Origin of the sequence: Goekera deserti (assembly GCF_010685995.1) — a bacterium.
Taxonomy (GTDB): domain Bacteria; phylum Actinomycetota; class Actinomycetes; order Mycobacteriales; family Geodermatophilaceae; genus Goekera; species Goekera deserti.
In genome coordinates this window covers 67,185-94,097 of the sequence record NZ_JAAGWK010000021.1, presented here as the reverse complement: position 1 = coordinate 94,097, position 26,913 = coordinate 67,185, and the positions used below count along the sequence as shown (strand labels likewise).

Here is a 26,913-nt window from a genome sequence, read left to right as displayed (position 1 = left end):
GTCAGACCTCCAGGAGTCCGGACGGGACGCCCAGGGAGGCGTCGTGGATGGCGGTGAAGAACATCGGGTCGGCGGCGAGGATGGCCGCGCGCACGTCCAGCAGCTCGGTCACCTTGTCGCCGAACACCGCCGCGCCGAGCAGGCCCATGTCGTCGATGTCGCTGTGCACGGCGGCCTCGCCGTCCACGATGTCGAGGATCTCCTCGACCACGATCGCCACGCTGCGCCCGTGGTCGGCGTAGACGACGACCTCGAGCACCTCGCGCTCGCTCTCGCCGTAGGCACCCAGGTGCCGGTCGAGCCGGACGATCGGGAGGATCGCGCCGCGGTACTGCACGACCTCGCGGGAGCCGATCCGCTCCACCGTCGCGGACTTGACCTGCTCGAGCCGGGTGACCGTGTCCAGCGGGATCGCCACCTGGCGGCCCCCGCCGATCGCGGCCAGCAGCATCCGCTGACGCTCGGCGACGCTGGCGTTGAGGCTGGCGGCTGCCGCGGCGGCGCGGGCTTCCTGCCGCTCGGCGGCCTCGGGCCGCATCGCCCGGCGGGACAGTGCCTGGACGTCGAGGATCAGGGCCACCGCGCCGTCGCCGAGGATCGTGGCGCCGGAGTACAGGCCGACCGCCTTGAGCTGGCCGCCGACGGCCTTGACCACGATCTCCTCGGTGTTGATGACCCGGTCGACCACGAGGCCGAAGCGGCGTCCCTCCGAGCGGAGCACGGCGATGACCAGGTGGCCGTCGTGCCGGTCGGAGGTGAGCCCGAAGACGTCGGCCAGCTGCACCAGCGGCAGCAGCTCGCCGCGCAGCCGGTAGACCGGCGCCCCGCCGACCTCCTCGACGGCCGCGGCGGCCTTCTCGGCGTCCAGGGCCACCAGCTCCTGCAGGCTGACCTGCGGGATGGCGTAGCGCTCGCCGGCGCACTCGATGGTCAGCGCCGGCATGATCGCCAGGGTCAGCGGGATGCGCAGCCGGGTGCTGGTGCCCTTGCCGACGACCGACTCGACCTCGATGGTGCCGCCGATGGCCTCGATGTTGGTCTTCACGACGTCCATGCCGACACCGCGGCCGGAGACGTTGGTGACCGCGGCGGCGGTGGAGAAGCCGGGCAGGAAGGTCAGCTGCAGGATGTCCTGGGTGGACATGCGGGCCATCTGCTCGGCGGTGATCAGGCCGCGCTCGACGGCCTTGGCGCCGATCCGGGCGGGGTCCATGCCGGCGCCGTCGTCGGAGATCTCCACGACGACCTGGCCGCTCTCGTGCCGGGCGCGCAGGCTCAGCACGCCGTCGGAGGGCTTGCCGGCGGCCAGGCGGACCTCGGCCTTCTCGATGCCGTGGTCGACGGAGTTGCGCACCAGGTGGGTCAGCGGGTCCTTGACGGCCTCGAGCAGGGTCTTGTCGAGCTCGGTCTCCTTGCCCTCCATCTCCAGCCGCACCGACTTGCCGACCTGCTGGCCCAGGTCCCGGACGACGCGGGGCAGCTTGGACCAGATGTGGTCGATGGGCTGCATGCGGGTGCGCATGACGCCCTCCTGCAGCTCGCTGGCGATCAGGTTCAGCCGCTGCGAGGCGCGCACCAGGTCGGTGCCGGTCTCCTGGGAGGCGTACTGGACGATCTGGTTGCGGGTCAGCACCAGCTCCCCGACCAGCTGCATGAGCGCGTCGAGCAGGTCGACGTCCACGCGGATGGTGCTGTCGGCGATGCCGCGGCCCTTCTGCGGCCCGGTGCCGGGCTCCGGCTCCAGCTTGGGCGCGGCAGCGGCAGCGGCCGGCTGGGCGGCGGGCTCGGTGGGGACGGCGGGCGGGGCGGCGGGTGCGGCGGCGACCGGGCCCGGCGCGTGCGCGGCGTCGTCCTCGTGGTCGTCGTGGTCCTCGTCGTGCTCGTCGTCGTTGTCCTCGTCGTGCAGTTCCTCGACGGCGGGGGCGGCGGGCGCGACCGGGGCGGCGGGCGCCAGCGTCGCGACGGAGGAGGCGGCCGGCGCACGGTCCTCCAGCGCGGCACTGATGGCGGCGACGACCTCGGACACGTCGACCGAGCCCTCGGTCCCGTCGGCCTCGATCGCGGCGAGCAGCGAGCGCACGCAGTCGACCATGCGCAGCAGCACGTCGGTGCGGAACGGGGTCAGCTCCAGCACGCCGTCGCGCATCTTGGAGAGCATGTTCTCCCCGACGTGGGTGACCTCCTCCAGCCGGTTGAAGGCGAGGAAGCCGCTGGTGCCCTTGATCGTGTGGATCGTGCGGAAGATGCTCGACATCCGCTCCCGGGAGTTGGGCTCCTGCTCCAGCGCGACCAGGTCACGGTCCAGCTGGTCGAGGTTCTCGTGGCTCTCCACCAGGAACTCGCCGACGATGTCGTCCAGACCGTCCACTTTTCGTCTGCTTCCCCTCGATGCGCCGCGGGCCGGTCCCGCTGCGACAGCACAGGGTCTATCGGCGGTCCCCCGCCCGGGTGAAGCCGGACAGGCAGGAATTCCTCAAGCATTCTCCGATGTTGCCGAATGCACGCGGCGCCATTGTCCGCCATTTGTCGACATTGCCTGGGAATGGCGCGCGCCGACCGTTCCGCACCTGTCGACATGGTGATGTCGCGGGTGCGCCGGCCGTTCCGCAGCAGCGTCGCGGCGGGCCTGTCGGGGGCCTGCGGTGAGATCCCGACCTGCACCGGGAGGCCGGTCGGGCAGCCACGGTCCACCGCGGCCGCCTACCGTGCACGCCACGTCGTCATCGGCAGTCCAGCACCGTGACCGGAACAGAGGAGCCCCACCCGTGGCCAGCGAGCACATCGAGATCGAGCGCAAGTTCGACGTCGAGGAGGGCTACGTCCTCCCCGACCTGTCCGGCGTCGACGGCGTCCACTCGGTCGGTGAGCCGGTGGTGCACCAGTTGCAGGCCAGCTACCACGACACCGCCGACCTGCGGTTGCTGCGGGCCAAGGTGACCCTGCGGCGCCGCACCGGCGGCCCCGACGCCGGCTGGCACGTGAAGCTGCCGGCCGAGGCCGGCGCCCGCCGCGAGCTCCAGTCGCCGCTCGGGCGCGCGGTCAAGACGGTTCCGAAGGCGGTGCTGGACCCGGTGCTGGGCATCGTCCGGCGGGCCCCGACCGCCGTCGTCGCGACCCTGTCGACCCGCCGGCTGGTCACCCCGCTGCTGGCCGCCGACGGTCGGGTGCTGGCCGAGGTGGCCGACGACCACGTGACCGGCACGGCCGTGTCCACCGGCCCGGGCGAGGCCGCGGTGGTCACCACCTGGCGGGAGCTGGAGGTCGAGCTGGTCGACGGCGACGAGGAGGTGCTGGCCGCGGTGGCCGCCGAGCTGGTCGTCTCCGGGGCCCGGGTCTCGCGTTCGCGGGCGAAGGTCGAGCGGGTGCTCGCCGACCGGTTGGCCGGCCTGGACCGGCCCGCGGTGCCCTCCGACGACGACGCCGACACGGCCCCGGTGGACATGGAGGCGGCCCCCGCCCCCACCGACGACGACGAGACGGCCCGCGAGGCGGACGGTGCGGGGTCGACGTCCGAGGCCGAGGGCGCGTCCCCCCGCGGCAAGGCGAAGGGCAAGGCGAAGACGAAGGACAAGGGACAGGGCAAGGCGAAGGACAAGGGGAAGGCGAAGGGCAAGGCGAAGGGCAAGGGGAAGGCCGGGTCGACGGGCGACGACGAGCCCGACCAGCCGCAGGACGCCGGCGCCGTCGTGGTCGCCGCGGTGCAGCAGCAGCTGGCCGCGCTCCAGCGAGCCGACCTCATGGTGCGCACCGGTCAGCCCGACGGCGTGCACCAGGTGCGGGTGGCCGCCCGCCGGCTGCGCAGCATCCTGGCCGCCTACCGCCCGGTGCTGCAGCGCGAGCACACCGACCCGGTGCGCGAGGAGCTGCGCTGGCTGGGTCAGGAGCTGTCCGGAGCCCGGGACTCCGAGGTGTCGCTGGCCCACCTGCTGCAGGTCGTGGCCGACCAGCCGGCCGAGCTCGTCGTCGGCCCGGTGGTCGAGCAGCTGCGGGCCGCCGAGCAGGCCGCCGAGGACACCTCGGCCGGCGGGGCGGGCGTCGCGGTGCTGCGGCAGACCCGGCACCTGGAGCTGCTGGACCGGCTGTTCGCGCTGGTCGCAGACCCGCCGCTGACCGAGGAGGCCGCCGGCCCCGCCGGGCCGGCGCTGGCCGCGGTGGTGGCGAAGACGGTGAAGCGGCTGCGCCGGTTCGTCCGCGCCGCCGAGGACGCCGCCGACGACGAGGCCCGCGACCTGGCGCTGCACGAGGTGCGCAAGGCGGCCAAGCGGGTGCGTTACACCGCCGAGGTGGCCGCCGGCACGCTCGGCTCCCCGGTGGGCGGCCTGGTGTCGGTGATGAAGCAGCTGCAGGAGGTGCTGGGCGACCGGCAGGACACCGTGGTGACCCGCGAGCAGTGCCTGCGACTGGGCGGGGAGGCGTCGGCGGCGGGGGAGAGCGCGTTCACCCACGGCCGGCTGCACGCCCTGGAGGAGGCCCGCTCCGCCGCGGCCGAGGCCGACTTCTGGGCGCTGTGGCCGACCCTGCGTCCCGCCCTGCGCGCGGCCACCCACCTGCGCCCCTGACGCACCTGCGCCCGTGCTCCCCGAGGGCTGGCCGGCCCCCGGGGAGCCGGCCGCCCCCTAGGGAGCCGGCTGGCCCCCCGGCGGGCATCGGCCCTCAGTCGGCCGTTCCTGGCTGGAGAACGGCCGCGGTCGGGTCATTGCCTGGACTGGCGGGCTGCCCGGATGCGGCCGGCGGGCCCCGGGGCCTGGGCCCTCAGTCGGCTGTTCCCGGGTGTGGGACGGCCGGGGTCAGGTCACTGCCCGAGTCGGTGGGCTGCCCGGGCGGGGCCAGCGGGCATCGGCCCTCGGTCGGCCGTTCCTGGCTGGGGAACGGCTGCGAGCGGGTCACTGCCCGAGTCGGCGGGCTGACCGGGGCGGTCCAGGGCGCGCCGCAGCCAGCGCGAGCCCGGGGCCTCGGCGCCGGCCTGGTCGCCGGGGTTGTACAACGCGCACACCGGCAGGCTGAGGCAGCCGCAGCCGATGCAGCCGTCGAGGTCCTCGCGCAGGCGCTGCAGCTCCGCGATGCGGGCGTCGACCAGGGCCCGCCAGCCGGTGGACAGCGCCGTCCAGTCGGCCCGGGTCGGTGTGCGCCCGGCGGGCAGCGTGTCCAGGGCGGCCCGCACCTGCGCCAGGGTGAGCCCGACCCGCTGGGCCGCGGCGACGAAGGCGAGCCGGCGCAGCACGCCGCGCTCGTAGCGGCGCTGGTTGCCCGGGGTGCGGCGGCTGCTGATCAGGCCCTGCTGCTCGTAGAAGCGCAGCGCGGCCACCGAGACGCCGGACCGGCGGGCGACCTCGCCGACGGTGAGCTCCACGCGTGCAGTGTGCCCTTGACCTGAAGTGCACTGCAGGTGGTCGGCTGGCGCCGTGGACGGAGCACTGGACGAGGTGTACGAGCGGTTGCGGTCGACCGGCCCGGAGTTCGACGGCTGGCTGTCCAACCACGGGCCGATGGCCGCCGACGCGCTGCTGCGGATCGACCCGTCGGCCGACGTGCACCGCTGGGTCGACGGGTACGTCGGCCGGCTGGAGCAGGCGCCCGGGGAGCGGTGGCCGGTGACCGGCGACGACTGGCACGAGGCGCTCGGCGACGCCGGCCGGCTGGGTGACTGGCTGGCGTTCTTCGACCGCGAGCTGGCCGGTGCGCCGTGGCCGGACGTGCTGGCGCGGTGGTGGCCCCGGCTGGTGCCCGGCTCGATCGCCTCGGCCACGCACTGCCTGATCCGCACCGGGCACGCGGTGCGGGCGCTGCGCGAGGTGGAGACCGCACCCCGCCGGGCCGAGCTCGCTGCCGCGCTGGGGTACTGGGCCGCCCGCTGGCAGCCGATGCCCGGCTCCGCGCCCCTGAGCGGCGCCGTGCCCCCGGTCGGCATCGTGCCCAGGAGCGCCATCGCGCCCCCGGTCGGCGCCGTGCCCCCGGTCGGCGGCCGCCCGCCGGGCGAGGCCCTGGACGGCGTCCCGGTGCTGGGTGCCGCCGGGGACCTCCGCGCCCGGCTGGACCGGCTCGGCCTGCACCCCGGCTGGCGGCCGGCGCTGCGGGCGGCCGCGGACGTCCCGGTGGCCGAGGTGCCCGCGGCGCTGACCCGCCTGGTGGACGCGGCGGTGGTCCGGTACGGCCGCTGGGCCCCCGGCTCCCCGGTGATGCTGGTGCACGCGGCCACCGCGCCGCGCGCCGCCGCCCTGGTGCTCCCGGCGCTGCCCCCTGAGCTGTGGCCGCTCACCCACCAGGCCGCCTGGACGGCCGCCGCGGCGATCGCGGCGCTCTACCGGCCCGCCGCCGCGCTGCCCGACCCCGCCCGAGGCGGCTCGGCGGAGGAGGTGGTGGCCGCAGCGGTGCGGTCGGGGGACGAGCACGCGCTGAAGTTCGCCGAGGTCGCGCTGGAGTCGGCGTCGCGCGGGGTGCCCACCGCGGCCGGTGCGGCGCTGCGGGCGGCCGCGCTGATCAACTGAGGACGTCGGCGACCGGGTCGGAGATCACCAGGTGGCCGCCAGCCCGCTCGGCACCCACCTGCGCGCGTGACCCACGCGGGGCCGGATCAGAGCATCGGCCCTCTGCTGGCCGGTCCTGGGTCGGGAACGGCCGGTGTCGGGCCAGTGCCTGCCGCCCTGCCGCCCGCCCGCCCGCCTGGCGGGCCGTCTGGTGGGCGACCTGGACGCGCCGGGCGGCGTGCGCGCGGCCCACGCGGGGGCCCGGACCGGAGCATTGGCCCGCTGTCGGCCGGTCCTGGGCCCCGAACGGCCCGTGTCGGGCCATTGCCTGCTGCCTGGCGGGCGACCTGGCCGCCGCGCGTGGCCCAAAGGGGTCGGACCGGAGCATTGGCCCGCTGTCGGCCGGTTCTGGGCCGGGAGCGGCCGGTGTCGGGCCACTGTCTGCCTTCGCGGGCGGCGTCCCGGGGGTGGCCTCCCGAGGGGCGTCGGACCTGGAGCGGACCGGCCCCGGCATGCGGCACAGTGGCGGGCGTGATCGACGGACACCGGCCTCCCTGACCGGCCGCTGACCCCGTCCCCCGCCGACCCTCCCCGAGGAGCACCCCCTGGCCGTCATCGGTCTGCTCGGCTTCGCACTGTTCGTCGTCCTGGTGGTCGTGCTGCTGCACGCCTACCTGTGGTCCCGGCTGGTGCGGGCCACCACCCGCCCCGGGCGGCTGCGCCGGCGGCTGACGTGGGGGCTGGTCGGGTTGGCGCTGCTCGCCACCGCCGCACTGGTGACCCGCGGCCGCATCCCGCTCTCGGTGGCCACCCCGCTGAGCTGGGTGGGCTTCGTGTGGCTCGGGCTGATGTTCTACCTGTTCCTGACCCTGCTCGTGCTGGAGCCGGTCCGGCTGGCGGTCCGGCTGGCCCAGCGCCGCCGTGGTCCCGACCCGGCGGCCACCACTGCGGCCACCACTGCGGCGTCCACTGCGGCCACCACGGCGGCGTCCCCGGCGTCCGACCCGGCCGCGGTGCCGGCCGGTCCGGCACCGGCAGCCCCGGCCGAGTCCGAGCCGGCCGACGTGTCCCGGCGGCTGTTCCTCGGCCGCAGCCTGGCGGTCGGCGCCGGGGTGGTGGCCGTGGGCACGGTGGGCGCCGGGGCGTACTGGGCCAACACGGCTCCGGTCGTGCGGCGGGTGCCGATCCGGCTGCAGGGCCTGGCCCCGGAGCTGAACGGCCTGCGGATCGTCACCTTCTCCGACGGTCACCTGTCGGCCACCTACGGCGGGCGGCGGTTCGAGCGGGTGGTGGAGACGGTCAACGCCCAGCGGCCGGACGTGGTGGCGATCGTCGGCGACCTGGTCGACGGCGAGCTGGCCGACCTGCGCGAGGACGTCGCCCCGCTGGCCGACCTGGTCAGCGAGCAGGGTGTCTACTTCGTCACCGGCAACCACGAGTACTTCGTGGACACCACCGCCTGGCTGCGGCACCTGCCCACGCTGGGGGTGGACGTGCTGCGCAACGAGCGGGTGCCGATCCGGCGGGGCAGCGCCAGCGTCGACCTGGCCGGCATCGACGATCGCACCGCCGCCTCCTCGGGGCTCCCCGGTCACGGCGCGGACCTCGACGCCGCCCTCGACGGCCGGGACGACGCCGTGCCGGTGGTGCTGCTGGCCCACCAGCCGGTGCAGGTCGAGCAGGCGCAGCGGGCCGGGGTCGGCCTGCAGCTGTCCGGGCACACGCACGGCGGCCAGATGTGGCCGTTCGACTACGCCGTCCGGCTCGACCAGCCGTCCGTGGAGGGGTACAGCACGCACGGGGACACGCAGCTCTACGTCACCTCGGGGGCCGGCTACTTCGGGCCACCGGTGCGCGTCGGGGCGCGCCCGGAGGTCACCGTGGTGGAGCTCTGGCAGCCCGGGGAGGGGCCGGCCCGCTGAGCGTCGTCCCCAGGGTGTCCACACCCCGCCCGGCGCGCTGAGCTGGGATGTCCCGCCGTCCACCGCGTTGTCCCCAGGCTGTGCAGATCGCTGTGCACAGTGGGTGCACAGTCTGGCCGCGGCCGGGTCCCGGTCCTACGCTGCTGCCGTGGCGGACGAGGGCGGGGCGGACCGACGGGTCGAGGCGGGCCTGTCCGAGACCGTCCCGGCGCTCCCGGTCCGCGACGTCGAGGCGGCCGTCCGCTTTTACGCCTCCCGGCTGGGCTTCCCCGCGGTTCACGAGGACGCCGGGTTCGCCGTCGTCCGGCGCGACGCCGCCGAGCTGCACCTGTGGGAGGCGGCGGACGAGCGCTGGACGCACCGGGACACCGCCGGCAGCCCGGTGCGCAGCGGTGCGGAGAGCTTCCTGGCCGGCACGGCCAGCTGTCGCATCCGCGTGGTCGACGTCGACGGGCTGCACGCCGAGCTGTCCGCGGCCGGCGTCCTGCACCCCACCGACACCGGCGCTCCAGTGGACCAGACGTTCGGCAGCCGGGAGTTCTCGGCGCTGGACCTGGACGGCAACCTGCTCACCTTCTTCCGCTGGGACTGACATCCTGGCGGGTATTCGTCATGACGTATGGACGTCTACTGGTGCAGTACCTTCGTCGGCGTGGCCAGTCCGGAGTCGGGCCCGAAGTACCTCGCGGTCCGCGAACACCTGCGGCGTCGCGTCTCCGCGCTGCCCGAGCACACCCTGCTGCCCCCCGAGCCGGTGCTGTGCGACGAGTACGGCGTCAGCCGGATCACCCTGCGCCGGGCCGTCGACGGCCTGGTCGCCGACGGCCACCTGGTGCGCGAGCAGGGCCGGGGCACGTTCGTCACCCGCCCGGGCATCCGGCACGAGTACCGCGAGAGCTTCGTGCACCGGATCGCCGGCTTCCACTCGGTCATGACCGAGCAGGGCGCCCAGGTCGGCACCTCGGTGCTCGCCCAGCACATCGTCCCGGCGGCGCCGGCCATCGCCACCGAGCTGGGGCTGGACGTGGCCGACGAGGTGGTCGAGGTCGTCCGGCTGCGCAGCATCGACGGCGCGCCGAACCACGTCTCCCGCAGCTTCCTGCCCGCCGACCGCTTCCCCAAGGCGGCCCACGAGGACTTCAGCCACGGGTCGCTGTACGAGTTCCTGCGCCGGGAGTACGAGGCCGACCTCGCCCACGCGCGGATCTTCGTCGACGTCGGCACCGCGGCCATCGACGAGGCCGACCTGCTGGCCGTCGTCACCGGCTCGCCGTTGCTGGTGGTGCGCACCACGGTGCGCGACCGGGAGGGCCAGCCGCTGGTGCACAGCTTCTCCCGGCTGCGGCCCGACGTCAGCCAGGTCGAGTTCGAGGTCTCCGTCGGCGGTCGCTGACGCGCTGGTGGAGTCCTCCGGCGCTGAGCCTGCGCCCGTGGGATTCCACTAGCGGGGCAGGTCGCGTTCCAGGTCGAGCACCATCCGGACGAACGCCGCGCGCTGCACGGTGCGGGCGACCGCCTCGTCGGTGACCGGGGCGCCGCCCAGGAACGCCTCCAGCGGCAGGCTGCTCGACGGGTAGCGCAGCAGGGCCGCGAGGACGACGGCTGTCCGGACGGTCTCCAGCGGCACCTCCATCCCCTCGGCCGCCAGGCCCTCGTGGTAGGCCGGGACGGCGAGCTCGAGCAGCCGGGGGGACTCGTCGGCGTCGCCCGTGCCCGCCTCGGCCCGCCCGAACACCAGCGGGACGACGTCGAAGCCGACCGGCGCCGGGGTCGCCGTGCCCCAGTCGACGGCGACGAAGTCGGCCGGCCGCGCGCGCGGGCGCAGCAGGTTCATCGGTGTCGCGTCGCCGTGGCACAGCACCTCGGGCAGGCCGTCGAGCCGGGCGAACAGCGCGTCGACCCGTCCGGCGAGCGCGGTGAGGTCGGGGCGCAGGGCGGCCACGGAGGGCAGCGTGAACAGCGGGTGCCGCCAGATCTCGTCGCCGCACAGCAGTGGGCCCGACCAGCCGAGCAGGTTGTCGCGCAGGTACGTGGTGAGGAACTCGCCTCCCCTCGGGAGCAGCCGGTCGTCGCCGGCGCGGCGGGCGGCGAGCCGGCCCAGCAACCCGGCGGCCCGGACGTGGTCGTCGTCCGTCCAGGGCGTGTCCACCGGGTCGACGTCCTCCAGCCACAGCGTCATCCGGTCCCCGGGCTGCTCGTGCACCGCGACGAGGTCGGGCATCCGCAGCCCGTCGGGCATCCGGTCGGCCGCAGGGGAGGCGTAGGCCTCGGCCTCCAGCCGCCAGGGGATGACGGTGTCCAGGTGGGCCCGCGCCTCGTCGGGCATCTGTGGCGGCAGGCCGTACCGGGCGGCCTGCAGCTCCTTGGTCACCAGGGAGAGCGTCACCGGGCCGTCCGCGTCGGAGGCGGCGACGGTCACACGGGTGAGCGCCCGGGTGGTCGGCGCGGAGATGCGGTGCCGGATCGGCGCACAGCGCACGTCGTCCACAGCCAGGCCGGGCCGGTGCGTCCACCGCTGGAGGGCATCGGCCAGCTCGTCGACCGGCAGGCCGCCGGGGAGGCCGGTCACCGGACCGGGCGGGGAGGCGCAGGACGGACCGGCCGCCGGGGCGAGCTGCGGGGCAGCAGGAGCGACCAGCGGTCCATGGCCGGGAGAGTCGTCATCGCGCACCTCGTGTGGGATGGTCAAGCTGCTTGTCTGATGAGGAGATGGTGAAGCAGCTTGTCCAGTTCTGTCAACGACGACGGCGCGCCGCTCGTGGTGGTCCTGCTGGAGCACGCGATGCACCGGCTCCGGGCCGAGTTGTACGAGCTCAGCGACACGTCCTTCCCGGGGCTGCGCACGCGGCACTACCGGACGCTGTCCTTCCTGCCCCCGGGCGGCGCCCGGCTCAGCCAGCTCACGGCCGCGAGCGGGCTCACCAAGCAGGCGATGGCGCAGGCGCTGGTTCCCCTGGAGCGCGGCGGGTACGTGGACGTCGTCCCCGACCCGACCGACGGGCGGGCGCGCCTGGTCCGGCTCACCGAGCGCGGACGGACGGTGAACGCGGCCGTCCGCGACCGGCTGGCCGAGGTCGAGCGCGGGTGGGCGGCCCAGGTGGGCGCCGAGCGCTACGCCGTCGCCCGGGCGGTCCTGGCGGAGGTGGCACCGGCCGAACCGGATGCGCGAGGAGATGGCGGACAACCGGATGTGCAGGCGCGCTCCGCGGGGTAGGGGCAACGGCATGACCGTCAGCTACTTCGCCCTGTACCAGACGCCCGCCGACCCGACCGACTTCGAGCAGCACTACGCCGGCACCCACGTCCCGCTGGTGGAGAAGGTCCCCGGTCTGGTGGAGAACCGGGTGCACCGGGTCATCCGCCAGTTCGTCGGCAAGCCCGCCTACCACCTGATCGCCGAGCTGGTGTTCGAGTCCGCCGAGGCCATGGAGCAGGCCCTGACGTCCCCCGAGTGGACCGCCGCCGGGGACGACTTGCGAGAGTGGGGCGGCATCGAGCTGGCCACGATGTTCTCCGCCGAGCCGCACCGCCCGGGCTCGGCCGGGGCCGACGCCACCGGGTGACCCCCGCCTGACAGGAGCTGCATGACGACCACCGCCGCCGCCAGCCGAGAGGTCGCCCACCCGCGGGACCGGGTGTGGCGGGCGCTGGCCGTCCTGCAGCCCTACTGCGCGGTGTGCGACGTCTCCTACGTCGTCACCGGCGCGGTTCGCCGCGGCGCCACCTTCGTGTGCCAGCCCGGCCGGCTCGAACCCGGCCGGGCGCCCGCCGCCACGGCGCCGCGCGGGGAGATCGTGCAGTGGCGTCCGCAGTCCGTGGTGGAGACGCGGCTGTCGCTCACCCCGGAGGTGTGGACGACGCGGATCGAGCTCGCCGACGGCGCCACGACGGGCAGCACCCGGGTGACGATCACGGTGACCCACGAGCCGACCGGCACCGGGCGCGTCGTCCGGCTCGTCCAGCGCACGTCGATGGCCCGGATGGTGCGGCGGCTGGTCGCCGCCGAGCTCGCCAAGGTCGACGACCACGTGGCCGCGCTCACCGACTGAGCCGTGCGCACCCGGCCCGCCGTCCCCGCGACCGGCGGCGGCAGGGCCGGTCCGCCGCCCGCACGGCACGCCGCGCCGACGGTGACCTGGGGTCGGAGTCCCAGGTCAGCGCGGGACTGTGCGATGGTGGGAGCTCATGGCCCGGTGTTCCCGAGTCGCCCGGCGCGAGCGGAGGGAGGTCACGTGAGCGAGCCCTCCGGGACCCCGTGGCCCTCCCGGGTCGCCCCGGACAGCGTCGGCGGCTGGCACTGGGACCTGGACGAGCTCGGTGACCTGCCTCAGGCCCGGTCCGAGCTCCGGGCCCGCATCCAGGGCCGGGACGCCGTCGAGGTGTCCGAACAGGTGGTGCTCTCCTTCGACGAGATGGCCTCCAACGCCCTGCGGCACGGCCGGGCACCCGTGAAGGCGTGCGTCCGGGAGGCCCCCGGGCACTGGCTGGTGGAGGTCCAGGACCACGCGGCCACCCGGGCGCCGGCGCCCGCCGTCGGCCGCGACCCCGCCCTCGGCGGCCTGGGGCTGTACATCATCGCCGACATGGCCACCGAGCACGGCTGGTGGCCCGACGGCGAGACTAAGTCGGTCTGGGCGACGATCCCGCGGCGGCGCTGAACCACCTGCGTGACCCCGCGCCGGGTGGGTAGCCACGCCGGCATGACCGAACCCACCGCCAACACGGCCGACAACCGCCCCCTCGCCCTCGTCACCGGTGCCTCCAGCGGCATCGGGCTGGAGATCGCCAAGCAGTTCGCGCAGCGCGGCTACGACCTCGTCGTCACCGCCGAGGACGACGAGCTGACCACCGCCGCCCACGACATCCCGGACGTCGGGGCCGAGATCCACCCCGTGCAGGTGGACCTGCGCACGCACGAGGGCGTCGAGCAGCTCTGGGCCGCCGTCGTCACGCTCGGCCGGCCGGTCGGCGCTGCCGCGCTGAACGCCGGGATCGGCGTCGGCGGGCCCTTCGTGGAGACCGAGCTCGCCGACGAGTTCTCGGTCATCGACCTGAACGTCACCGCCAACGTGCACCTGGCGAAGCTGCTGCTGCGCGACATGGTCGCCCGGGACGAGGGCCACCTGCTGATCACCTCGTCGATCGCCGCCACCATGCCCGGCGGCAACCAGTCGGTCTACAACGCCTCGAAGTCGTTCCTGCAGTCCTTCGCCGAGGCCCTGCAGGCGGAGCTGGAGGACTCGGCGGTGCAGGTGACCACCCTGATGCCCGGCCCGGTGGACACCGAGTTCTTCGAGCGGGCCGGGATGACCGACACCGCGATGGGCACGGGCCCCAAGGACACGCCCCAGGCCGTCGCCGAGCAGGGCGTCGAGGCACTGTTCGCCCACCGGGACAAGGTGCTGGCCGCCTCCCTGGCGGTCAAGGCGCAGGGCATGGCCAACCGGCTGCTGCCCGACCGGCTCAAGGCCGCCGCCAACCGGGAGGGCGCCGCGCACCGCAGCTGACGGGTGCACCCGGCCCGTGGGGTGAGCCGAGCCGCACGGACCGCTCCGGGCCCGGCAGCGTCCGCGGACCGGGGGAAGGTCAGACCGTGACGGTCTCGCCCGTCGCCAGCGTCGTGAACGGCGTCGAGGTGCCCGGGCCCCGCTCGCCGAGCAGCCCGGCGACCAGGCCGATGCCGATCTCGCTGAGCAGCGCGTCGTGCACGCCGTAGGCCTGGTCGGCGTCCACGGCGCGGACGTAGTCGATCAGCTCGCCGGTCGACGACCACGGGGCCGACGCCGGGACCAGCAGCGTGGTGACCGGCTCGTCCGGCACCGTCAGCGCGTCGCCCGGGTGGAACACCTCGCCCCCCACCAGGAAGCCGATGTTCGTGATCCGCGGGATCTCCGGGTGCACGACCGCGTGCAGCTCCCCGTGCACGGTGACCTCGAAGCCGGCCACGGTGACCGCGTCACCGGCGCCCACCACGTGCACCCGGGTGCCGGCGCCCTCCAGCAGGGCCGCCACCGCGGCGTTCGTCCAGACCTCCAGCGCCGGGTCGGCGTCCAGGGCCGCGCGCAGCCGATCGGGCACCACGTGGTCGGCGTGCTCGTGGGTGACCAGCACCGCACCGGCACCCTCCAGCGCCGCCGGGTCGGTGAACGCGCCGGGGTCGATGACGAGCCGCTGCTCGCCCTCGCTGAGGACGACGCACGCGTGGCCGTACTTGGTCAGCTCCATGGGGGCATCGTGCACCCAGCCGGTGCACAGCGGGCGTACCGGACACGTCGTGTCCGTGCTGTGCGGCCGGTCACGTGGGGGCGCCACGACGCGCCGTGACCGGACCTTGAGTGGCAAACACTGACGAGTGTCGGTCTGACTCTCTCGGGTGGGACGGGCCGTTCCGGGTCGAGGACCACCGGCGCCGCGCCGACACCTCTGCTGTGACGACCACCCTGACCACCACGTTCATCGCCGCGCGCAGCCGGGCCCACGGGCCGACCAGCGCGCTGTGGCACGCCGTCGAGGTGCACCGCGCGCCGTCGGAGATCGACGGTGCCTGCGAGCTGACCGTCTGCGGCACCCTCGCCCGCGTCGTCCCGGACCAGCCGTGGCCGGTCTCGACCCGCGACGTCTGCCCCACCTGCACCGTCCTCGCCTGAGCCCCCCGGCCGGGCGCGGCGCGGCCCGGCCTGGCGTGACCTGACGGCGTCGGGTCAGCGTCGGCGGAGCAGAGCCCCGGTCACGAGCTGGCACTCCGGGCAGCTGGGGGCGGCGGTGCACGCACCGGTGGGCGCCTCGGCGTCCACGAGCACGATGGCGCCGCAGACGGCGAGCTCGGGCTCGGCCAGCAGCTCGGCCGGGTCACGGTGGACGGCGACGGCGTGCACCACCGCGTCGGCGCCGGTGCCGGACCGACGGCTGTGGCCGGAGACGTAGCCGGGTGAGCAGGCGGTACGGACCAGCAGGATCGGTGCGCTCATGGGCTCAGCATGGGCGCGGCGCCGGCCCCCGGACCGGTTCGTGACGCGTCCTTGACACCCGGGGCGCCGATCCTGACGCGGTCCCCGCGCGTCGGCACCCGGTGTGCGCGGGCCCGCGTGACCGCACCGCGCGGTTCAGGACCCGGTGAAGGTGGGTGCCCGCTTGGCCAGGAACGCCTCGACCGCCTCGCGGTGGTCCCGGGTGCTGCCCAGCTGCTGCTGCAGGCGCGCCTCCAGGGCGAGGGTGTCCTCCAGCGAGTCCGTCGCCGCCGTCGCCAGCACCGTCTTGATCGCCGCGTAGGCCGCGGTCGGGCCCTGCGCCAGCCGGCCGGCGAGCACCTGCGCCTCGACCAGCACCTGGTCGGCGGGCACCACCCGGTGCACCAGGCCCCACTGCGCCGCCGTCTCGGCGGTGAACGTGTCCGGGAACAGCAGCAGCTCGGTGGCCCGCGAGCCGCCCACGCAGTGCACCAGCCGCGACGCCAGCGCCGAGTCGCTGGACAGCCCGATGCCAGCGAACGCCGTGCCGAGCTTCGCGCCGGCCGCGGCCACCCGCAGGTCACCGGCCAGGGCCAGCCCCAGCCCGGCGCCCACGCACGCGCCGTTGATGCCCACCACCAGCGGCACCCGCAGGCTCGCCACGAGCAGCAGCAGCGGGTTGTAGGAGTCCGACACCACGTTCAGCGAGGTGCTGGCGTCACCCTGCAGGGCCTGCACGTGCTCGCCGAGGTCCTGCCCGACGCAGAACGCCCGGCCGGCGCCGGTGAGCACCACCGCCCGCACCGTCGGGTCGGCGGAGACGGCGGTGAACGCCGCGGTCAGCTCGGCCCGCGACCGGTGCGACAGGCCCGGCGCCAGCAGGGTGATGGTGGCGACGCCGTCTGCGTCGGTGCGGGTGACGGTCGGCTCGGTCACCGGCGTCCTCTCTGTGCTCAGGAGTAGGTGTGGAAGCCGCGGCCGCTCTTGCGGCCCAGCTCGCCCGCGGCCACCTTGTCACGCAGCAGCTGCGGCGGGGCGAACCGCTCACCCAGGGTGCCGGTGAGGTACTCGGCGATGGCCAGCCGCACGTCCAGGCCGACCAGGTCGGTGGAGCGCAGCGGCCCCATCGGGTGCCGGTAGCCCAGCTCCATCGCGGTGTCGATGGCCTCGGCGTCGGCGACGCCCTCCTCCAGCATGCGGATGGCCTCCAGCCCGAGCAGCACGCCCAGCCGGGACGACGCGAACCCGGGGGAGTCCCGCACGACCACGTCGGTCTTGCCCAGCCGGCGGGTCCACGCCCGCGCCGTCTCCACGACGTCCGGGGCGGTCTCCGGGGCCACGACCACCTCGACGAGCTTCGAGGCGGGCACCGGGTTGAAGAAGTGCATGCCCACGAAGCGGGCCGGCCGGTCCAGCGCGGCGGCCAGCTCGGTCAGCGACAGCGAGCTGGTGTTGGTGGCCAGCACGGCGTCCGGGCCCAGTGCCTCCTCCGCGGCGCGCAGGACCTGCAGCTTCACCGACACCTGCTCCGGCACGGCCTCCACGACCAACCCCGTGTCCGCCGGCAGCAGGGCCGGTGAGTCGACCATGTGCAGCCGGGCCAGCGCATCGTCCACCCCGCCGTCCAGCTTGCCCCGGCGGGCGGCCTCCTCCAGGCCGTCGGCGACCCGTGCCCGGGCGGCCGCAGCGGCCGCGTCGCCGGCCTCCACGAGGTGCACGGTGGTACCCACCCCGAGCAGGACCTGGGCGATCCCCGCCCCCATCCGCCCGCCGCCGATGACGCCGACCCGCTCCGGTGCGCTCATGCCCGCCACCCTCTCACCGCTCCCCGGCCCGCCCGCCGTCCGGCCCCGCCCGCGAGGACGCCCCCCAACGCCCCGGCCGTTTCCGCGGAAGTGGCTGCTGGAGCCGGCCGTTTCCGCGGAAGTGGCCGCCGGTGGTGCCGGCCGTTTCCGCGGAAGTGGCCGCTGGTGGGCGGGGGTGGACCTACTTGATCGCCAGCGGGTTGACCGGGGAGCCGGTCGCCCGGTGCACCTTGAGCGGGGCGGCGGCGTAGAGGAACGTGTACCGGCCGTCGGCGGCGCAGCTGTCGGCCAGCGTCTCCAGGTCGCAGATCTCGGTGAGGGTGACGCCGAGGTTGCGCATCAGGGCGTTGTGCAGCACCAGCGCGACGCCGTTGTTGGGGTCGGTGGTGACCTCGTTGGCGATCGTGTCGGTGGCCAGGTTGGGGATCTCCATGTCCTGGAACCAGCGCACCAGCTCCGGGCTGTACACCAGGCCCGGCTCGTTGAAGCCCTCGTAGAAGGCCGGTCCCTGCTCGAAGAACTGCTGCAGGAAGTTGGTGCGCACCACCAGCACGTCGCGCTTGTCGATGGTGTGCCCCTGGGCCTCGGCGCAGGCCAGCAGGTCCTCGTGGGTGAACGTCTCGCCCTTGTCCAGCGAGGCCTTGCCGCGGAAGCGGGCCATGTCCAGCAGCACGCCCCGCCCGACCACGCCGCGCTGGGCGATCGGCTCGACGCTGGCCTTGTCCAGCCCGCCGACCGTCGTCCGGGCGTCGTAGCCGTTCCAGATCTTCCCGCCGTACCAGAGGTGGCCCAGCGCGTCGTACTGCGTGGAGCCCTGCAGGAAGGCGTTGATCTTGTCGTCGGCGTAGTGCAGGCCGCCGGGGTACTGCGGGGCGTCGTCGGAGTCCCAGGTCGACTCGTCCAGCAGCATCGTGCGCTCGGCGGGCGTGCGGCCGGGCCACACCGGGTCGCCCTTCGGGTCGCCGATCAGCCGCTGCAGGGTGAACACCTCGCCGGTCAGCACGTGCGCGACACCGCGCAGCACCTCCTCGGCGGTGAGGTAGTTGAGCGCCCCGACCTCGTCGTCGTCGCCCCACTTGCCCCAGTTGGTGGGCGCGCCGGCCAGCAGCTCGGTCAGGTCGGGCACATCGGCCACAGGGCACCTCTCGCAGGGTCTCGACAGTGGGACGGGAGGGCCGGGAACCGGCCCGGACCTCCGTGAGCACCGTCACAGCGGGGCGCCGCGGGTGTCAAGCCGGGTGCAACGTCCGCCCGGCGGCGACTGTCCGCGGTGCGCCGTGGCAGCGCGTCACACCGCGACTGCTGCCAGCTGCAGGGGCCGTCGCGCCTGTGGGGGAGGACGTCGCGGCGTTCCCTCCCGCGACGGGGGACACGGGCGTACGGTCGTCCGCGAACTGAGGTCAGCCTGCCCTACGCCGGGCGACGGGGACCCACGGAGGGACGGGAGGTGCGGCCATGGGCGACGTCTTCCTCGCCAGCTACCTGATCGGTCTGCGCGAGGGCCTGGAGATGGTCCTCATCATCAGCGTGCTCGTCGCCTACCTGGTCAAGACCGGGCGCCGGCGCCAGCTGCCGCCGATGTGGGCCGGGGTGGCCGCGGCCGCCGCGCTGTCCATCGGCTTCGGCTGGCTGCTCAGCTACGTCTCCTCCACCGTCCTGGGCGGCCCGGAGCAGGAGCTGTTCGACGCGATCACCTCCACCGTCGCCGTCGCGCTGGTCACCTGGATGGTGTTCTGGATGCGCCGCACCGCGCGCCGGCTGTCCGGCGAGCTGCGCGGCAAGCTGGACGACGCCGTCGGGCTGGGCATCGGCGCGGTGGTCGGCATCGCCTTCCTCGCCGTCGTCCGGGAGGGGCTGGAGACGACGCTGCTGTTCTTCGCCTCCGCGCAGGGCGCGACCACCAGCAGCCCGCTGCTCGGCCTGCTCGCCGGCCTGGCCACCGCGGTGGTGCTCGGCGTGGCGCTGTACGCCGGTGCCGTGCGGATCAACCTGTCGGCGTTCTTCACCGTCAGCGGGGCCCTGCTGGTCCTCGTCGCGGCCGGCATCTTCAAGTACGCCGTGCACGACTTCCAGGAGGCCGGCGTGCTGCCCGGCCTGACCACCACGGCCTTCGACATCTCCGGCACGCTCGACCCGAGCTCCTGGTACGGCGCGGTGATCGCCGGCGTCCTCAACATCACCCCGGCGCCGACCGTGCTCGAGATGGTGGCCTACGTGGCCTACCTCGTGCCGGTGCTCGCCCTGTTCCTGCTGCCCGGGCGCACCGCCCGCCGCACCGCAACCCCGGCCACCGCAACCCCGGCCACCCCCACCACCACGACGGAGTCCTCCCCGCATGTCGACGCACCTGCGTAGCTCGCGCGCAGTCCTGGCCGCCCTCTCCCTGACCGGCGTCACGCTGCTCGCGGCCTGCGGCTCCGACGGGTCCGGGGACACCTCCTCGGCGGCCGCCGACGACATCGCGGTGGCCGCCAGCGACGACAGCTGCGATGTCGCCACCACCGACCTGCAGGCCGGGACGCACCAGTTCACCGTGACCAACTCCGGCAGCAAGGTCACCGAGTTCTACGTCTACGCCGAGGGCGACCGGGTCATGGCCGAGGTCGAGAACATCGCCCCCGGTGTGGCTCGCGACCTGCTCGTCGAGCTGCCCGCCGGCTCCTACGAGACGGCCTGCAAGCCCGGCATGGTGGGCGACGGCATCCGCTCGGTGCTGACCGTCTCCGGTGAGTCGCAGACGCTGTCGGAGGACGAGACCCTCTCCCAGGCCAGTGCCGACTACCAGCGCTACGTGCAGAGCCAGACCGGCGCGCTGCTGGAGCAGACCACCGCCTTCGCCGACGCGGTCAAGGCCGGTGACATCGAGGGCGCCAAGACGCTGTACCCGGTGGCCCGCACCTACTGGGAGCGGATCGAGCCGGTAGCGGAGATCTTCGGCGACCTGGACCCGATCATCGACGGCCGCGAGGGCGACCAGGCCCCCGGCGAGGACTTCACCGGCTACCACCGGATCGAGAAGGCGCTGTGGGAGGCCGGCGACGTGTCCGACATGGGCCCCTACGCCGACCGGCTGGTGAGCGACGTGCAGCAGATCGTCGACCTGGCCAACGAGGAGACCCTCGACCCGCTGCAGCTGGCCAACGGCGCCAAGGCCCTGCTGGACGAGATCGCCACCGGCAAGATCACCGGCGAGGAGGACCGGTACTCGCACACCGACCTCTGGGACTTCAAGGCCAACCTCGACGGGTCCCAGGCCGCCGTCCAGGCGCTGCGCCCGTACCTGGAGGAGGCCGACCCCGAGCTGGTCGGCAAGATCGACGAGCGCTTCGCCGCCACCCAGGCCGAGCTCGCGCAGTACCAGGTCGGCGACGGCTGGACGCTGTACGACCAGCTGAGCGAGGAGCAGCTGCGTGGCCTGTCGGACAGCATCACGGCGCTGACCGAGTCGGTCAGCCAGGTCGCCGCGGTGGTCGCCCAGCGATGAGGGGCTGGGGACCGGGACGCGACGCGACCGGGGACGACGCTGCCGCCGGGCTGTCCCGGCGGCGGTTCTTCGGCCTGGCCGGGGCCGGTACGGCGGGGGTCCTGGTGGCCGGCACGGCCGGTGGGGTCATCGGCCGGGCCACCGCCGACGAGGGCGCACCGGGGCCCGCAGCGGCCACCGGCGCGGTCGAGTTCACCGGTGCGCACCAGGCCGGGATCGTCACCCCGGCCCAGGACCGGTTGCACTTCGTCTCCTTCGACGTGATCACCGAGGACCGCGACGAGCTCGTCGCGATGCTCCAGGCCTGGACGACGGCCGCCCGGCGGATGACCGCAGGGCTGGACGCCGGCAGCGTCGGGGCCGTCGGGGGCGGCCAGTACGACGTGCCCGACGACACCGGCGAGGCTCTCGGCCTGCCGCCGGCCGGGCTCACGCTCACCGTCGGCTTCGGCCCCACCCTGTTCACCACCGCGGACGGCGTCGACCGCTTCGGGCTGGCCGACCGGCGTCCGGCGCCGCTGGTCGAGCTGCCGTCCTTCCGTGGCGACGCGATCGACCCGGCGCGCAGCGGCGGCGACATCTGCCTGCAGGCCTGCTCCAACGACCCGCAGGTGGCGGTGCACGCGATCCGCAACCTGGCCCGCCTGGGCGCCGGGGTGATCAGCGTGCGCTGGTCGCAGCTGGGCTTCGGCCGCACGTCGTCGACGTCCACCGGGCAGGACACCGCGCGCAACCTGTTCGGCTTCAAGGACGGCACCGACAACCTCAAGGCGGAGAACACCAGCACGCTGGACCAGTTCGTCTGGGTCGGCGACGACGACCAGGACTGGCTGGCCGGCGGCTCCTACCTGGTCGCCCGCCGCATCCGCATGCGGATCGAGCAGTGGGACACCGCGACCCTGAACGACCAGGAGCAGACCATCGGCCGCGCCAAGGGCACCGGTGCCCCGCTGGGCCAGCAGGCCGAGTTCGACCCGGTCGACTTCACCAAGCAGGTCGACGGCGAGTTCGCGGTGCCGCAGACCTCGCACGTGTTCCTCGCGCACCCGACCAACTCCGGGACGGCGATCCTGCGCCGCGGGTACAGCTTCGTCGACGGGTCCGACGGCCTCGGCCGGCTGGACGCCGGGCTGTTCTTCATCTGCTACCAGCGCGACCCCGCGACCGGGTTCGTGCAGGTGCAGCAGAACCTGCGCGACGACGCGATGAACGAGTACGTGCAGCACACCTCCTCGGCGGTCTTCGCCTGCCCGCCCGGCGTCACCGGGCCGGACGACTGGTGGGGGCGCGCGCTGTTCGCCTGAGCCCTGGTCGTGGGCGGACCCGCGCACACCGGCGGGGACACACCGCGGGGTGGGGCGGCCGGCGGGCGCCCGACGTGGCAACCTGTGCACCGGTGCGGGGCTGGGACGGACGAGGAGCGGGCATGGGTGAGCCGGTGCGCCGCGTCCCGGTCCGGGTGCTGGGCGACCGGTACGAGCTCGAGAGCCTGATCGCCACCGGCGGCATGGGCCAGGTGTGGCGGGGGCGGGACGCCCTGCTGGGCCGCCCGGTGGCGGTGAAGGTGCTGCGTTCGGAGTACACCGGTGACCCGGTGTTCCTGAGCCGGTTCCGCAGCGAGGCCCACCACACCGCCGCGGTGGGGCACCGCAACATCGCTGCGCTCTTCGACTACGGCGAGCAGCAGCCGGCCGGCGACTCCGGTGAGCACGTGGCGTACCTGGTGATGGAGCTGGTCGACGGCGTGCCGCTGTCGGACGTGCTGCACGGGTCCGGCGGGCTGCCTGCCGAGCGGACGCTGCACCTGCTGCGCCAGACCGGGCTCGCGCTGACCGCGGCCCATGCCGCCGGCGTGGTGCACCGCGACGTGACGCCGCGCAACGTGCTGGTGTGCCCGGACGACACCGTCAAGGTGACCGACTTCGGCATCGCCTGGTCGGCCGGCAGCGTGCCGCTGACCCGCACCGGCCAGGTGGTCGGCACCGCCCAGTACCTCTCGCCCGAGCAGGCCCAGGGGCTGCCCGCGACGGCGGCCAGCGACGTCTACTCCCTCGGGATGATCGCCTACGAGTGCCTCGCCGGCCGGCGGGCCTTCGACGGCGAGAACTCGGTGGCCATCGCGCTGATGCAGCTGCGCAGCCGGCCGGACCCGCTGCCGCTGCACGTGCCGGCGGGCGTGCGGGAGCTCGTCGACGCGTGCCTGGTCAAGGACCCGGCTGCCCGCATCCCGGACGGCGCGGCCTTCGTCGCCGCCGTCGACGCGGTGCGCGCGGGCCGGCCCCTCCCGGCCCTGTCGCTGCCGGCCCTGCCTCTGCCGGCCCTGTCCCGCCCGGCTCCGTCCCGCTCGGCTCCGTCCCGCCCGGCTCCGCTGCCCACGGCCGACGGAGCCGGGGCACCGCTGCCCGGCGGAGCGGGTGGCGCGCAGGTGTCGCCGGCCGCCGCGGACGCGCCCGTGCCGAGCCCGCCCCCCGGGAGGGCGGCCAGCCCGACGGAGACCACCCCGACGGCGGCCGCCCTGACCGCGGCGGCCCTGCCCACGGGGGGCCTGCCCGCGGCGGCCCTGCCCGCCGGCGCGCCCGGCATCCCACTGACCGGCGGCGGACCGGGGCCGACGGACACCTTCCCGCTGTTCTCCGAGCTGGCCACGACGACCGGGGAGACCCCGCAGCCCCGGGACAGCCAGGCCGACGCCGCGGCGTCCCGGGTGCGCCGGCGCACGGTCGCCGTCCTGGCTGCCGTGCTGGCCGTGCTGGTCGGTGGCGCGGCGACCGTCCTGCTGCTGGCCGGGTCGGGCACCCCCGCCCGCACGCCGGCCGCCACCGGGGCGGCGCCCTCCTCGTCCGCCGCGGCCGTACTGGCCGCGGCCGACCACGTCGGCCGGCCACTGGCCGAGGTGACCGCCGACCTGGAGGCACGAGGCCTGCAGGTCCAGCCGGTGCCCGACCCCCGCTCGGACCGGGCGCCGGACCTGGTCACCTCGCTGGACCCGGTGGGCCGGCCGTTGAGCGCCGGGGACACCGTCGTGGTGCGCTACGCGGTGCCCGTCGACGACGCCGCGGGCGCCACCACCGACCCCGGTGCCCCGGTCGGTGCGACCACCGGCACCTCGCTCGGGGCCACCCCGGTCCCGGCCCCCGAGCCCGCCCCTGTCCCGGCTCCCGCACCGGCCCCGGCGCCCCCGACCGCCACCGGGGACGACGGCGGCGGTGACGGCGGCGACGACGGCGACGAGGACGAGGACGACAGCCCGGGCAACGGCAACGGCAACGGCAACGGGAACGGCAGGGGCAACGGGAACGGGAACGGCCGCTGAACGCCGACCGCGGGGCTGCGCGCCGACCGCGGCTGCTCCGGGCGGTGCGGGCATCCGCCGCGCGGGTGCGCACGGCGGCTGCCGGGCGCCGGCGGCCGGCGCCGCCCTCGCCACCGGCCGCCGGGCGCCGTCCGGTGGCGGCGCTGTCGCCGGCCGACCGGGCGGCCGTGTTCCTCGCGATGCCCACGCCGTACCTGGTGCTGGATCCCGACCTGGTGGTCCTGGACGCCAACCCGGCCTACCTGCGCACCGTTCGGCGCACCCTGGCCGAGCTGGTCGGCCACGAGCTGGTCGACGTGTTCCCGGGCAGCCCGGTCACCGCCCCGGACGGCGGGTCGCCGGTGCGCGTGTCGCTGGAGCGGGCCCGGGACACCGGCCGGCCGGACACGATGCCGGTGCAGGAGTACGCCGTCCCGGACGGGGCGGGTGGCACGACGCCGCGCTTCTGGAGCCTGACCAGCATCCCGGTGCCCGACGAGCTCGGCCGCTGCCGGCACCTGCTGCAGCGCGTCGAGGACATCACCGAGTACGTCACCGACATGGCGCGCGGGGTCGACGAGGCGGCGCGGGGGGAGGCGTGGCGGCGGCGTGTCGTGGAGGCGGAGAGCAGCCTGTACGCCCGCGGGGTGGAGCTCCAGCACGCCCGGGACGCCGAGGCGGCCGCCGCGCGCCGGCTGGCCGCGCTGGCGGCCGTGGCGCTGGAGGTCGCCGGCGCCGAGTCCGTCGCCGAGCTGTCCCACGTCGTGATGACCCGGGGGCTGTCGGCGCTCGGCGCGCACGGCGGCGCGGTGGCCGTGCGGCGGGGGCCGGTCCTGGAGATGGTGATCACCGACGGCCTGGGCCGCGAGGCGCAGGAGCTGTACGCCCACCTGCCGCTGGACGGTCCGCTGCCGGCCAGCGTGGCGGCCCGCACCGGCCGCCCGGTCCTGCTGCGCGACGCGGCGGAGAGCCTCGCGTACTGCGCGGCGATGGCCGAGGTGGCCCGGACCACGGGGTGCCAGGCGTGGGCGTCGTTGCCGCTGCGGGTGGGTGACCGGGTGCTCGGGGCACTGACCCTCGGCTGGGCCGCGCCGCAGGAGTTCCCGGCCGCCGACCGCGAGCTGATGGTGGCCTTCGCCGTGCAGTGCGCCCAGACCCTGGACCGGCTGCGGGTCCGGGAGGCCGAGCGGGAGACGCTCGTCGTCGTCCGGGGGCTGGCGGAGGCGCTGCAGCGCACGCTGCTGACCGAGCCCCCGGAACCGGAGCACCTGCAGATCGCCGTCCGGTACCTGCCCGCGGCGCGCGAGGCGCAGGTCGGCGGCGACTGGTACGACTCGTTCGTGCTGGCCGACGGCCGCACCACCCTGGTCATCGGGGACGTCTCGGGCCACGACCAGGAGGCGGCGGCCGCGATGGCCCAGGTGCGCAACGTGCTGCGCGGCATCGCCTCGGCCCTGCCCGGCACCCCGGCGGAGGTGCTCTCGGCGCTGGACCGGGCGATGCGCGACCTCGCCGTCGGCACCTACGCCACCGGGCTGCTGGCCACCATCGAGGCCGAGCCGGACGGTCCCGTCACGGGCGGTGGGCCCCGCCGGCTCCGGTGGTCCAACGCCGGCCACCCGCCGCCGCTGCTGGTGGACCCCGCGGGTGCGGTCCGCCTGCTGGACACCCGGCCGGAGCTGCTGCTGGGCCTGGACCCCGACGCCGCCCGCTCGGACCACGAGCTGCTGCTGTCGCCCGGGTCGACGGTGCTGCTCTACACCGACGGGCTCGTCGAGCGGCGCGGGCCGGACCTGGACGAGGGCGCGGCCTGGCTCGTCGACCGGGTCACCGAGCTGCGCGACCTGCCGCTGGAGCGGTTCTGCGACGAGCTGCTGTCCGAGCTGTCCGGCGGCACCGACGACGACGTCGCCCTGCTGGCCCTGCGCGTGCACCGCGACGACCCGGCGCTGGCCCCCGCGGTCAGCCGCGGCGCAGCAGAGCCGGACGGGCGCCGCGCAGGCCCAGGGCCAGGGAGCTGACCGCCGCAGCCAGGACCAGCCGGCCGGGCGTCACCTGCAGCCCGCCGAGCAGCACCCCGGACACCCCGACGGCGAGGGCCGCGGTGAGCGCCGCGGGGGCACGGGTGCGCAGGCCCACCACGGCCAGCACCCCGGCACCCACCACCAGGGCCCGGGCAGGGGCGGCGGCACCGACCGTGCCGGCGGCGGTCCACGGCAGCCCGAGGGAGACGACGGCCAGCACGGCGGCCAGGGCCAGCCAGCGCCGGGCCGCCGGCGTCACCGCGTCCGGCCGGGCGACAGCCACAGTGCACCCGCCGCCAGCGCCAGCGCCGCGGTGAGGGTGAACCCGCGGTCGCTGGCCACGAACGGCAGCACGACGAGGACCCAGAAGGCCGCCAGGCAGGCCACCCCACCCGCGGCCACCTGCCACGCCGTGCCCGCTCCCACGCCACCGGCCCGACCCGACCGCGCCGCCACCGGGACGGCGAGCAGCAGCACCGCCACCGTGGCGAACGCCGACCACGTGGGCAGCACCTCCCACAGCCGCGGGCCGTCGTCGAAGCGCAGCGACAGCCCGACCTGCAGCACCACCAGCGCCAGCGCGGCCAGGGCCAGACCGGTCAGGGCCGCACGGTCCCGGGCGCGCGGGGACCCCTCGCCGGCGTCGGCCGGCCCGGATACGCGGCCCGGGCGCAGCGCCGGGGGCACCGGCACCTGGTCGACCGGCCCGGTGGACCGCACGTGCTCACGCCCGGGCGCGCCCCAGCCCGGCGGGGACGGCGGCACGACGTCGGTCGGCTGCTGCCAGGGGCCCACCGCCGGCTGGACGGCGGTGGGCGGGTCCTGCCCCCGCTGAGGGGCGCCGTCAGGGGCGCCGAACGGCGGGCCGGCGGCCGGGTCGGGCCACGCCGTCCCCGCGGGGTGGTCCGGCACGGGGCCACTGGGCTGGTGACCCGACGGCACCTCGGACCGGTACCCGGCCGGCACCCCGGGCAC

The 26,913-nt window shown here is 75.4% G+C and carries 26 protein-coding genes; 16 read left to right on the top strand and 10 right to left on the bottom strand.

What is annotated here, in order from left to right; genetic code table 11:
• Position 1: 1 nt before the first annotated feature.
• Positions 2-2,368, bottom strand: a complete 2,367-nt coding sequence (locus G1H19_RS14625; protein ID WP_162393366.1) for a chemotaxis protein CheA — start codon at positions 2,366-2,368, stop codon at positions 2-4.
• Between the two features lie 397 nt (positions 2,369-2,765).
• On the opposite strand from G1H19_RS14625, the gene G1H19_RS24605 reads away from it, so the two are divergent.
• Entirely contained in the window at positions 2,766-4,559 is a 1,794-nt protein-coding gene (locus tag G1H19_RS24605) for a CYTH and CHAD domain-containing protein (RefSeq protein ID WP_152731538.1), read from the top strand.
• A 233-nt stretch (positions 4,560-4,792) separates the two neighbouring features.
• On the opposite strand, the gene soxR is transcribed toward G1H19_RS24605, so the two are convergent.
• Positions 4,793-5,350 (bottom strand): redox-sensitive transcriptional activator SoxR, encoded by a 558-nt coding sequence (gene soxR, locus G1H19_RS14615; RefSeq protein ID WP_162393365.1) that lies wholly within the window; start codon positions 5,348-5,350, stop codon positions 4,793-4,795.
• Between the two features lie 52 nt (positions 5,351-5,402).
• On the opposite strand from soxR, the gene G1H19_RS14610 reads away from it, so the two are divergent.
• The 4 genes from G1H19_RS14610 to G1H19_RS14595 all read left to right on the top strand — a co-directional run bounded on the left by G1H19_RS14610 (position 5,403) and on the right by G1H19_RS14595 (position 9,779).
• Positions 5,403-6,485, top strand: a complete 1,083-nt coding sequence (locus G1H19_RS14610) for a questin oxidase family protein (RefSeq protein ID WP_202925992.1) — start codon at positions 5,403-5,405, stop codon at positions 6,483-6,485.
• Between the two features lie 629 nt (positions 6,486-7,114).
• Positions 7,115-8,386, top strand: a complete 1,272-nt coding sequence (locus tag G1H19_RS14605; RefSeq protein WP_235928258.1) for a metallophosphoesterase — start codon at positions 7,115-7,117, stop codon at positions 8,384-8,386.
• 148 nt (positions 8,387-8,534) lie between these two features.
• Complete coding sequence (locus G1H19_RS14600) at positions 8,535-8,978, top strand: bleomycin resistance protein (RefSeq protein WP_202925991.1); 444 nt, start codon at positions 8,535-8,537, stop codon at positions 8,976-8,978.
• A 60-nt stretch (positions 8,979-9,038) separates the two neighbouring features.
• Entirely contained in the window at positions 9,039-9,779 is a 741-nt protein-coding gene (locus tag G1H19_RS14595; RefSeq protein ID WP_235928257.1) for a GntR family transcriptional regulator, read from the top strand.
• Positions 9,780-9,827: 48 nt separating this feature from the next.
• Here the strand turns inward: G1H19_RS14595 and G1H19_RS14590 are convergent, their stop codons facing one another.
• The gene (locus G1H19_RS14590) at positions 9,828-11,075 is read right to left on the bottom strand and encodes a phosphotransferase (RefSeq protein ID WP_152731536.1); all 1,248 of its coding nucleotides are present in this window, start codon (positions 11,073-11,075) and stop codon (positions 9,828-9,830) included.
• A 33-nt stretch (positions 11,076-11,108) separates the two neighbouring features.
• On the opposite strand from G1H19_RS14590, the gene G1H19_RS14585 reads away from it, so the two are divergent.
• From G1H19_RS14585 to G1H19_RS14565, 5 genes are all read left to right on the top strand, one after another.
• Positions 11,109-11,600, top strand: coding sequence for a MarR family winged helix-turn-helix transcriptional regulator (locus G1H19_RS14585; RefSeq protein WP_202925990.1), 492 nt, complete (start codon positions 11,109-11,111; stop codon positions 11,598-11,600).
• Between the two features lie 10 nt (positions 11,601-11,610).
• Positions 11,611-11,949 (top strand): EthD family reductase, encoded by a 339-nt coding sequence (locus G1H19_RS14580; RefSeq protein WP_162393364.1) that lies wholly within the window; start codon positions 11,611-11,613, stop codon positions 11,947-11,949.
• A 21-nt stretch (positions 11,950-11,970) separates the two neighbouring features.
• On the top strand, positions 11,971-12,435 hold the full coding sequence (locus G1H19_RS14575; RefSeq protein ID WP_152731534.1) for an SRPBCC family protein: 465 nt from the start codon (positions 11,971-11,973) through the stop codon (positions 12,433-12,435).
• 183 nt (positions 12,436-12,618) lie between these two features.
• Entirely contained in the window at positions 12,619-13,044 is a 426-nt protein-coding gene (locus G1H19_RS24050) for an ATP-binding protein (protein WP_235928255.1), read from the top strand.
• Positions 13,045-13,086: 42 nt separating this feature from the next.
• A complete protein-coding gene (locus G1H19_RS14565) occupies positions 13,087-13,893 on the top strand; it encodes an SDR family NAD(P)-dependent oxidoreductase (RefSeq protein WP_152731532.1) in 807 nt (268 codons plus the stop codon).
• A 79-nt stretch (positions 13,894-13,972) separates the two neighbouring features.
• On the opposite strand, the gene G1H19_RS14560 is transcribed toward G1H19_RS14565, so the two are convergent.
• Positions 13,973-14,611, bottom strand: a complete 639-nt coding sequence (locus tag G1H19_RS14560; protein ID WP_152731531.1) for an MBL fold metallo-hydrolase — start codon at positions 14,609-14,611, stop codon at positions 13,973-13,975.
• A gap of 203 nt (positions 14,612-14,814) precedes the next feature.
• Between G1H19_RS14560 and G1H19_RS14555 the strand changes: the two genes are divergently transcribed.
• On the top strand, positions 14,815-15,033 hold the full coding sequence (locus tag G1H19_RS14555; RefSeq protein ID WP_162393363.1) for a hypothetical protein: 219 nt from the start codon (positions 14,815-14,817) through the stop codon (positions 15,031-15,033).
• Positions 15,034-15,087: 54 nt separating this feature from the next.
• Here G1H19_RS14555 and G1H19_RS14550 read toward each other — a convergent pair whose 3' ends face one another.
• The 4 genes from G1H19_RS14550 to G1H19_RS14535 form a co-directional block, all read right to left on the bottom strand.
• The gene (locus G1H19_RS14550) at positions 15,088-15,354 is read right to left on the bottom strand and encodes a hypothetical protein (protein WP_152731530.1); all 267 of its coding nucleotides are present in this window, start codon (positions 15,352-15,354) and stop codon (positions 15,088-15,090) included.
• A 135-nt stretch (positions 15,355-15,489) separates the two neighbouring features.
• Complete coding sequence (locus G1H19_RS14545; RefSeq protein ID WP_162393362.1) at positions 15,490-16,269, bottom strand: enoyl-CoA hydratase/isomerase family protein; 780 nt, start codon at positions 16,267-16,269, stop codon at positions 15,490-15,492.
• 17 nt (positions 16,270-16,286) lie between these two features.
• Positions 16,287-17,138: a 3-hydroxyacyl-CoA dehydrogenase family protein gene (locus G1H19_RS14540; protein WP_152731528.1), complete on the bottom strand. Its 852-nt coding sequence runs from the start codon at positions 17,136-17,138 to the stop codon at positions 16,287-16,289.
• Positions 17,139-17,319: 181 nt separating this feature from the next.
• Positions 17,320-18,273 (bottom strand): cyclase family protein, encoded by a 954-nt coding sequence (locus G1H19_RS14535; protein WP_162393361.1) that lies wholly within the window; start codon positions 18,271-18,273, stop codon positions 17,320-17,322.
• A 320-nt stretch (positions 18,274-18,593) separates the two neighbouring features.
• On the opposite strand from G1H19_RS14535, the gene efeU reads away from it, so the two are divergent.
• The 5 genes from efeU (at position 18,594) to G1H19_RS14510 (ending at position 25,935) form a co-directional block, all read left to right on the top strand.
• The gene (gene efeU / locus G1H19_RS14530; RefSeq protein ID WP_152731526.1) at positions 18,594-19,493 is read left to right on the top strand and encodes an iron uptake transporter permease EfeU; all 900 of its coding nucleotides are present in this window, start codon (positions 18,594-18,596) and stop codon (positions 19,491-19,493) included.
• The gene (gene efeO, locus G1H19_RS14525) at positions 19,474-20,622 is read left to right on the top strand and encodes an iron uptake system protein EfeO (protein WP_152731525.1); all 1,149 of its coding nucleotides are present in this window, start codon (positions 19,474-19,476) and stop codon (positions 20,620-20,622) included. Before efeU ends, efeO begins: the two co-directional genes overlap by 20 nt.
• Positions 20,619-21,926, top strand: a complete 1,308-nt coding sequence (gene efeB / locus G1H19_RS14520; RefSeq protein WP_152731524.1) for an iron uptake transporter deferrochelatase/peroxidase subunit — start codon at positions 20,619-20,621, stop codon at positions 21,924-21,926. The genes efeO and efeB overlap by 4 nt, the downstream gene beginning before the upstream one ends.
• Positions 21,927-22,048: 122 nt before the next feature.
• On the top strand, positions 22,049-23,935 hold the full coding sequence (locus tag G1H19_RS23340) for a serine/threonine-protein kinase (RefSeq protein ID WP_193616543.1): 1,887 nt from the start codon (positions 22,049-22,051) through the stop codon (positions 23,933-23,935).
• 44 nt (positions 23,936-23,979) lie between these two features.
• On the top strand, positions 23,980-25,935 hold the full coding sequence (locus G1H19_RS14510; RefSeq protein WP_152731523.1) for a SpoIIE family protein phosphatase: 1,956 nt from the start codon (positions 23,980-23,982) through the stop codon (positions 25,933-25,935).
• On the opposite strand, the gene G1H19_RS14505 is transcribed toward G1H19_RS14510, so the two are convergent.
• Positions 25,877-26,221 (bottom strand): hypothetical protein, encoded by a 345-nt coding sequence (locus G1H19_RS14505; RefSeq protein WP_152731522.1) that lies wholly within the window; start codon positions 26,219-26,221, stop codon positions 25,877-25,879. The two genes, G1H19_RS14510 and G1H19_RS14505, sit on opposite strands and share 59 nt — an antisense overlap.
• Complete coding sequence (locus G1H19_RS14500; protein ID WP_152731521.1) at positions 26,194-26,850, bottom strand: hypothetical protein; 657 nt, start codon at positions 26,848-26,850, stop codon at positions 26,194-26,196. The genes G1H19_RS14505 and G1H19_RS14500 overlap by 28 nt, the downstream gene beginning before the upstream one ends.
• Positions 26,851-26,913: the final 63 nt, after the last annotated feature.

Bases quoted from the DNA above. Each gene is read 5' to 3' on its own strand.
- efeO (WP_152731525.1), top strand. From the start codon at position 19,474: ATGTCGACGCACCTGCGTAGCTCGCGCGCAGTCCTGGCCGCCCTCTCC.
- G1H19_RS14580 (WP_162393364.1), top strand. From the start codon at position 11,611: ATGACCGTCAGCTACTTCGCCCTGTACCAGACGCCCGCCGACCCGACC.
- efeU (WP_152731526.1), top strand. From the start codon at position 18,594: ATGGGCGACGTCTTCCTCGCCAGCTACCTGATCGGTCTGCGCGAGGGC.
- efeB (WP_152731524.1), top strand. From the start codon at position 20,619: ATGAGGGGCTGGGGACCGGGACGCGACGCGACCGGGGACGACGCTGCC.
- G1H19_RS14540 (WP_152731528.1), bottom strand. From the start codon at position 17,138: ATGAGCGCACCGGAGCGGGTCGGCGTCATCGGCGGCGGGCGGATGGGG.
- G1H19_RS14575 (WP_152731534.1), top strand. From the start codon at position 11,971: ATGACGACCACCGCCGCCGCCAGCCGAGAGGTCGCCCACCCGCGGGAC.
- G1H19_RS14550 (WP_152731530.1), bottom strand. From the start codon at position 15,354: ATGAGCGCACCGATCCTGCTGGTCCGTACCGCCTGCTCACCCGGCTAC.
- G1H19_RS23340 (WP_193616543.1), top strand. From the start codon at position 22,049: ATGGGTGAGCCGGTGCGCCGCGTCCCGGTCCGGGTGCTGGGCGACCGG.
- G1H19_RS14565 (WP_152731532.1), top strand. From the start codon at position 13,087: ATGACCGAACCCACCGCCAACACGGCCGACAACCGCCCCCTCGCCCTC.
- G1H19_RS14560 (WP_152731531.1), bottom strand. From the start codon at position 14,611: ATGGAGCTGACCAAGTACGGCCACGCGTGCGTCGTCCTCAGCGAGGGC.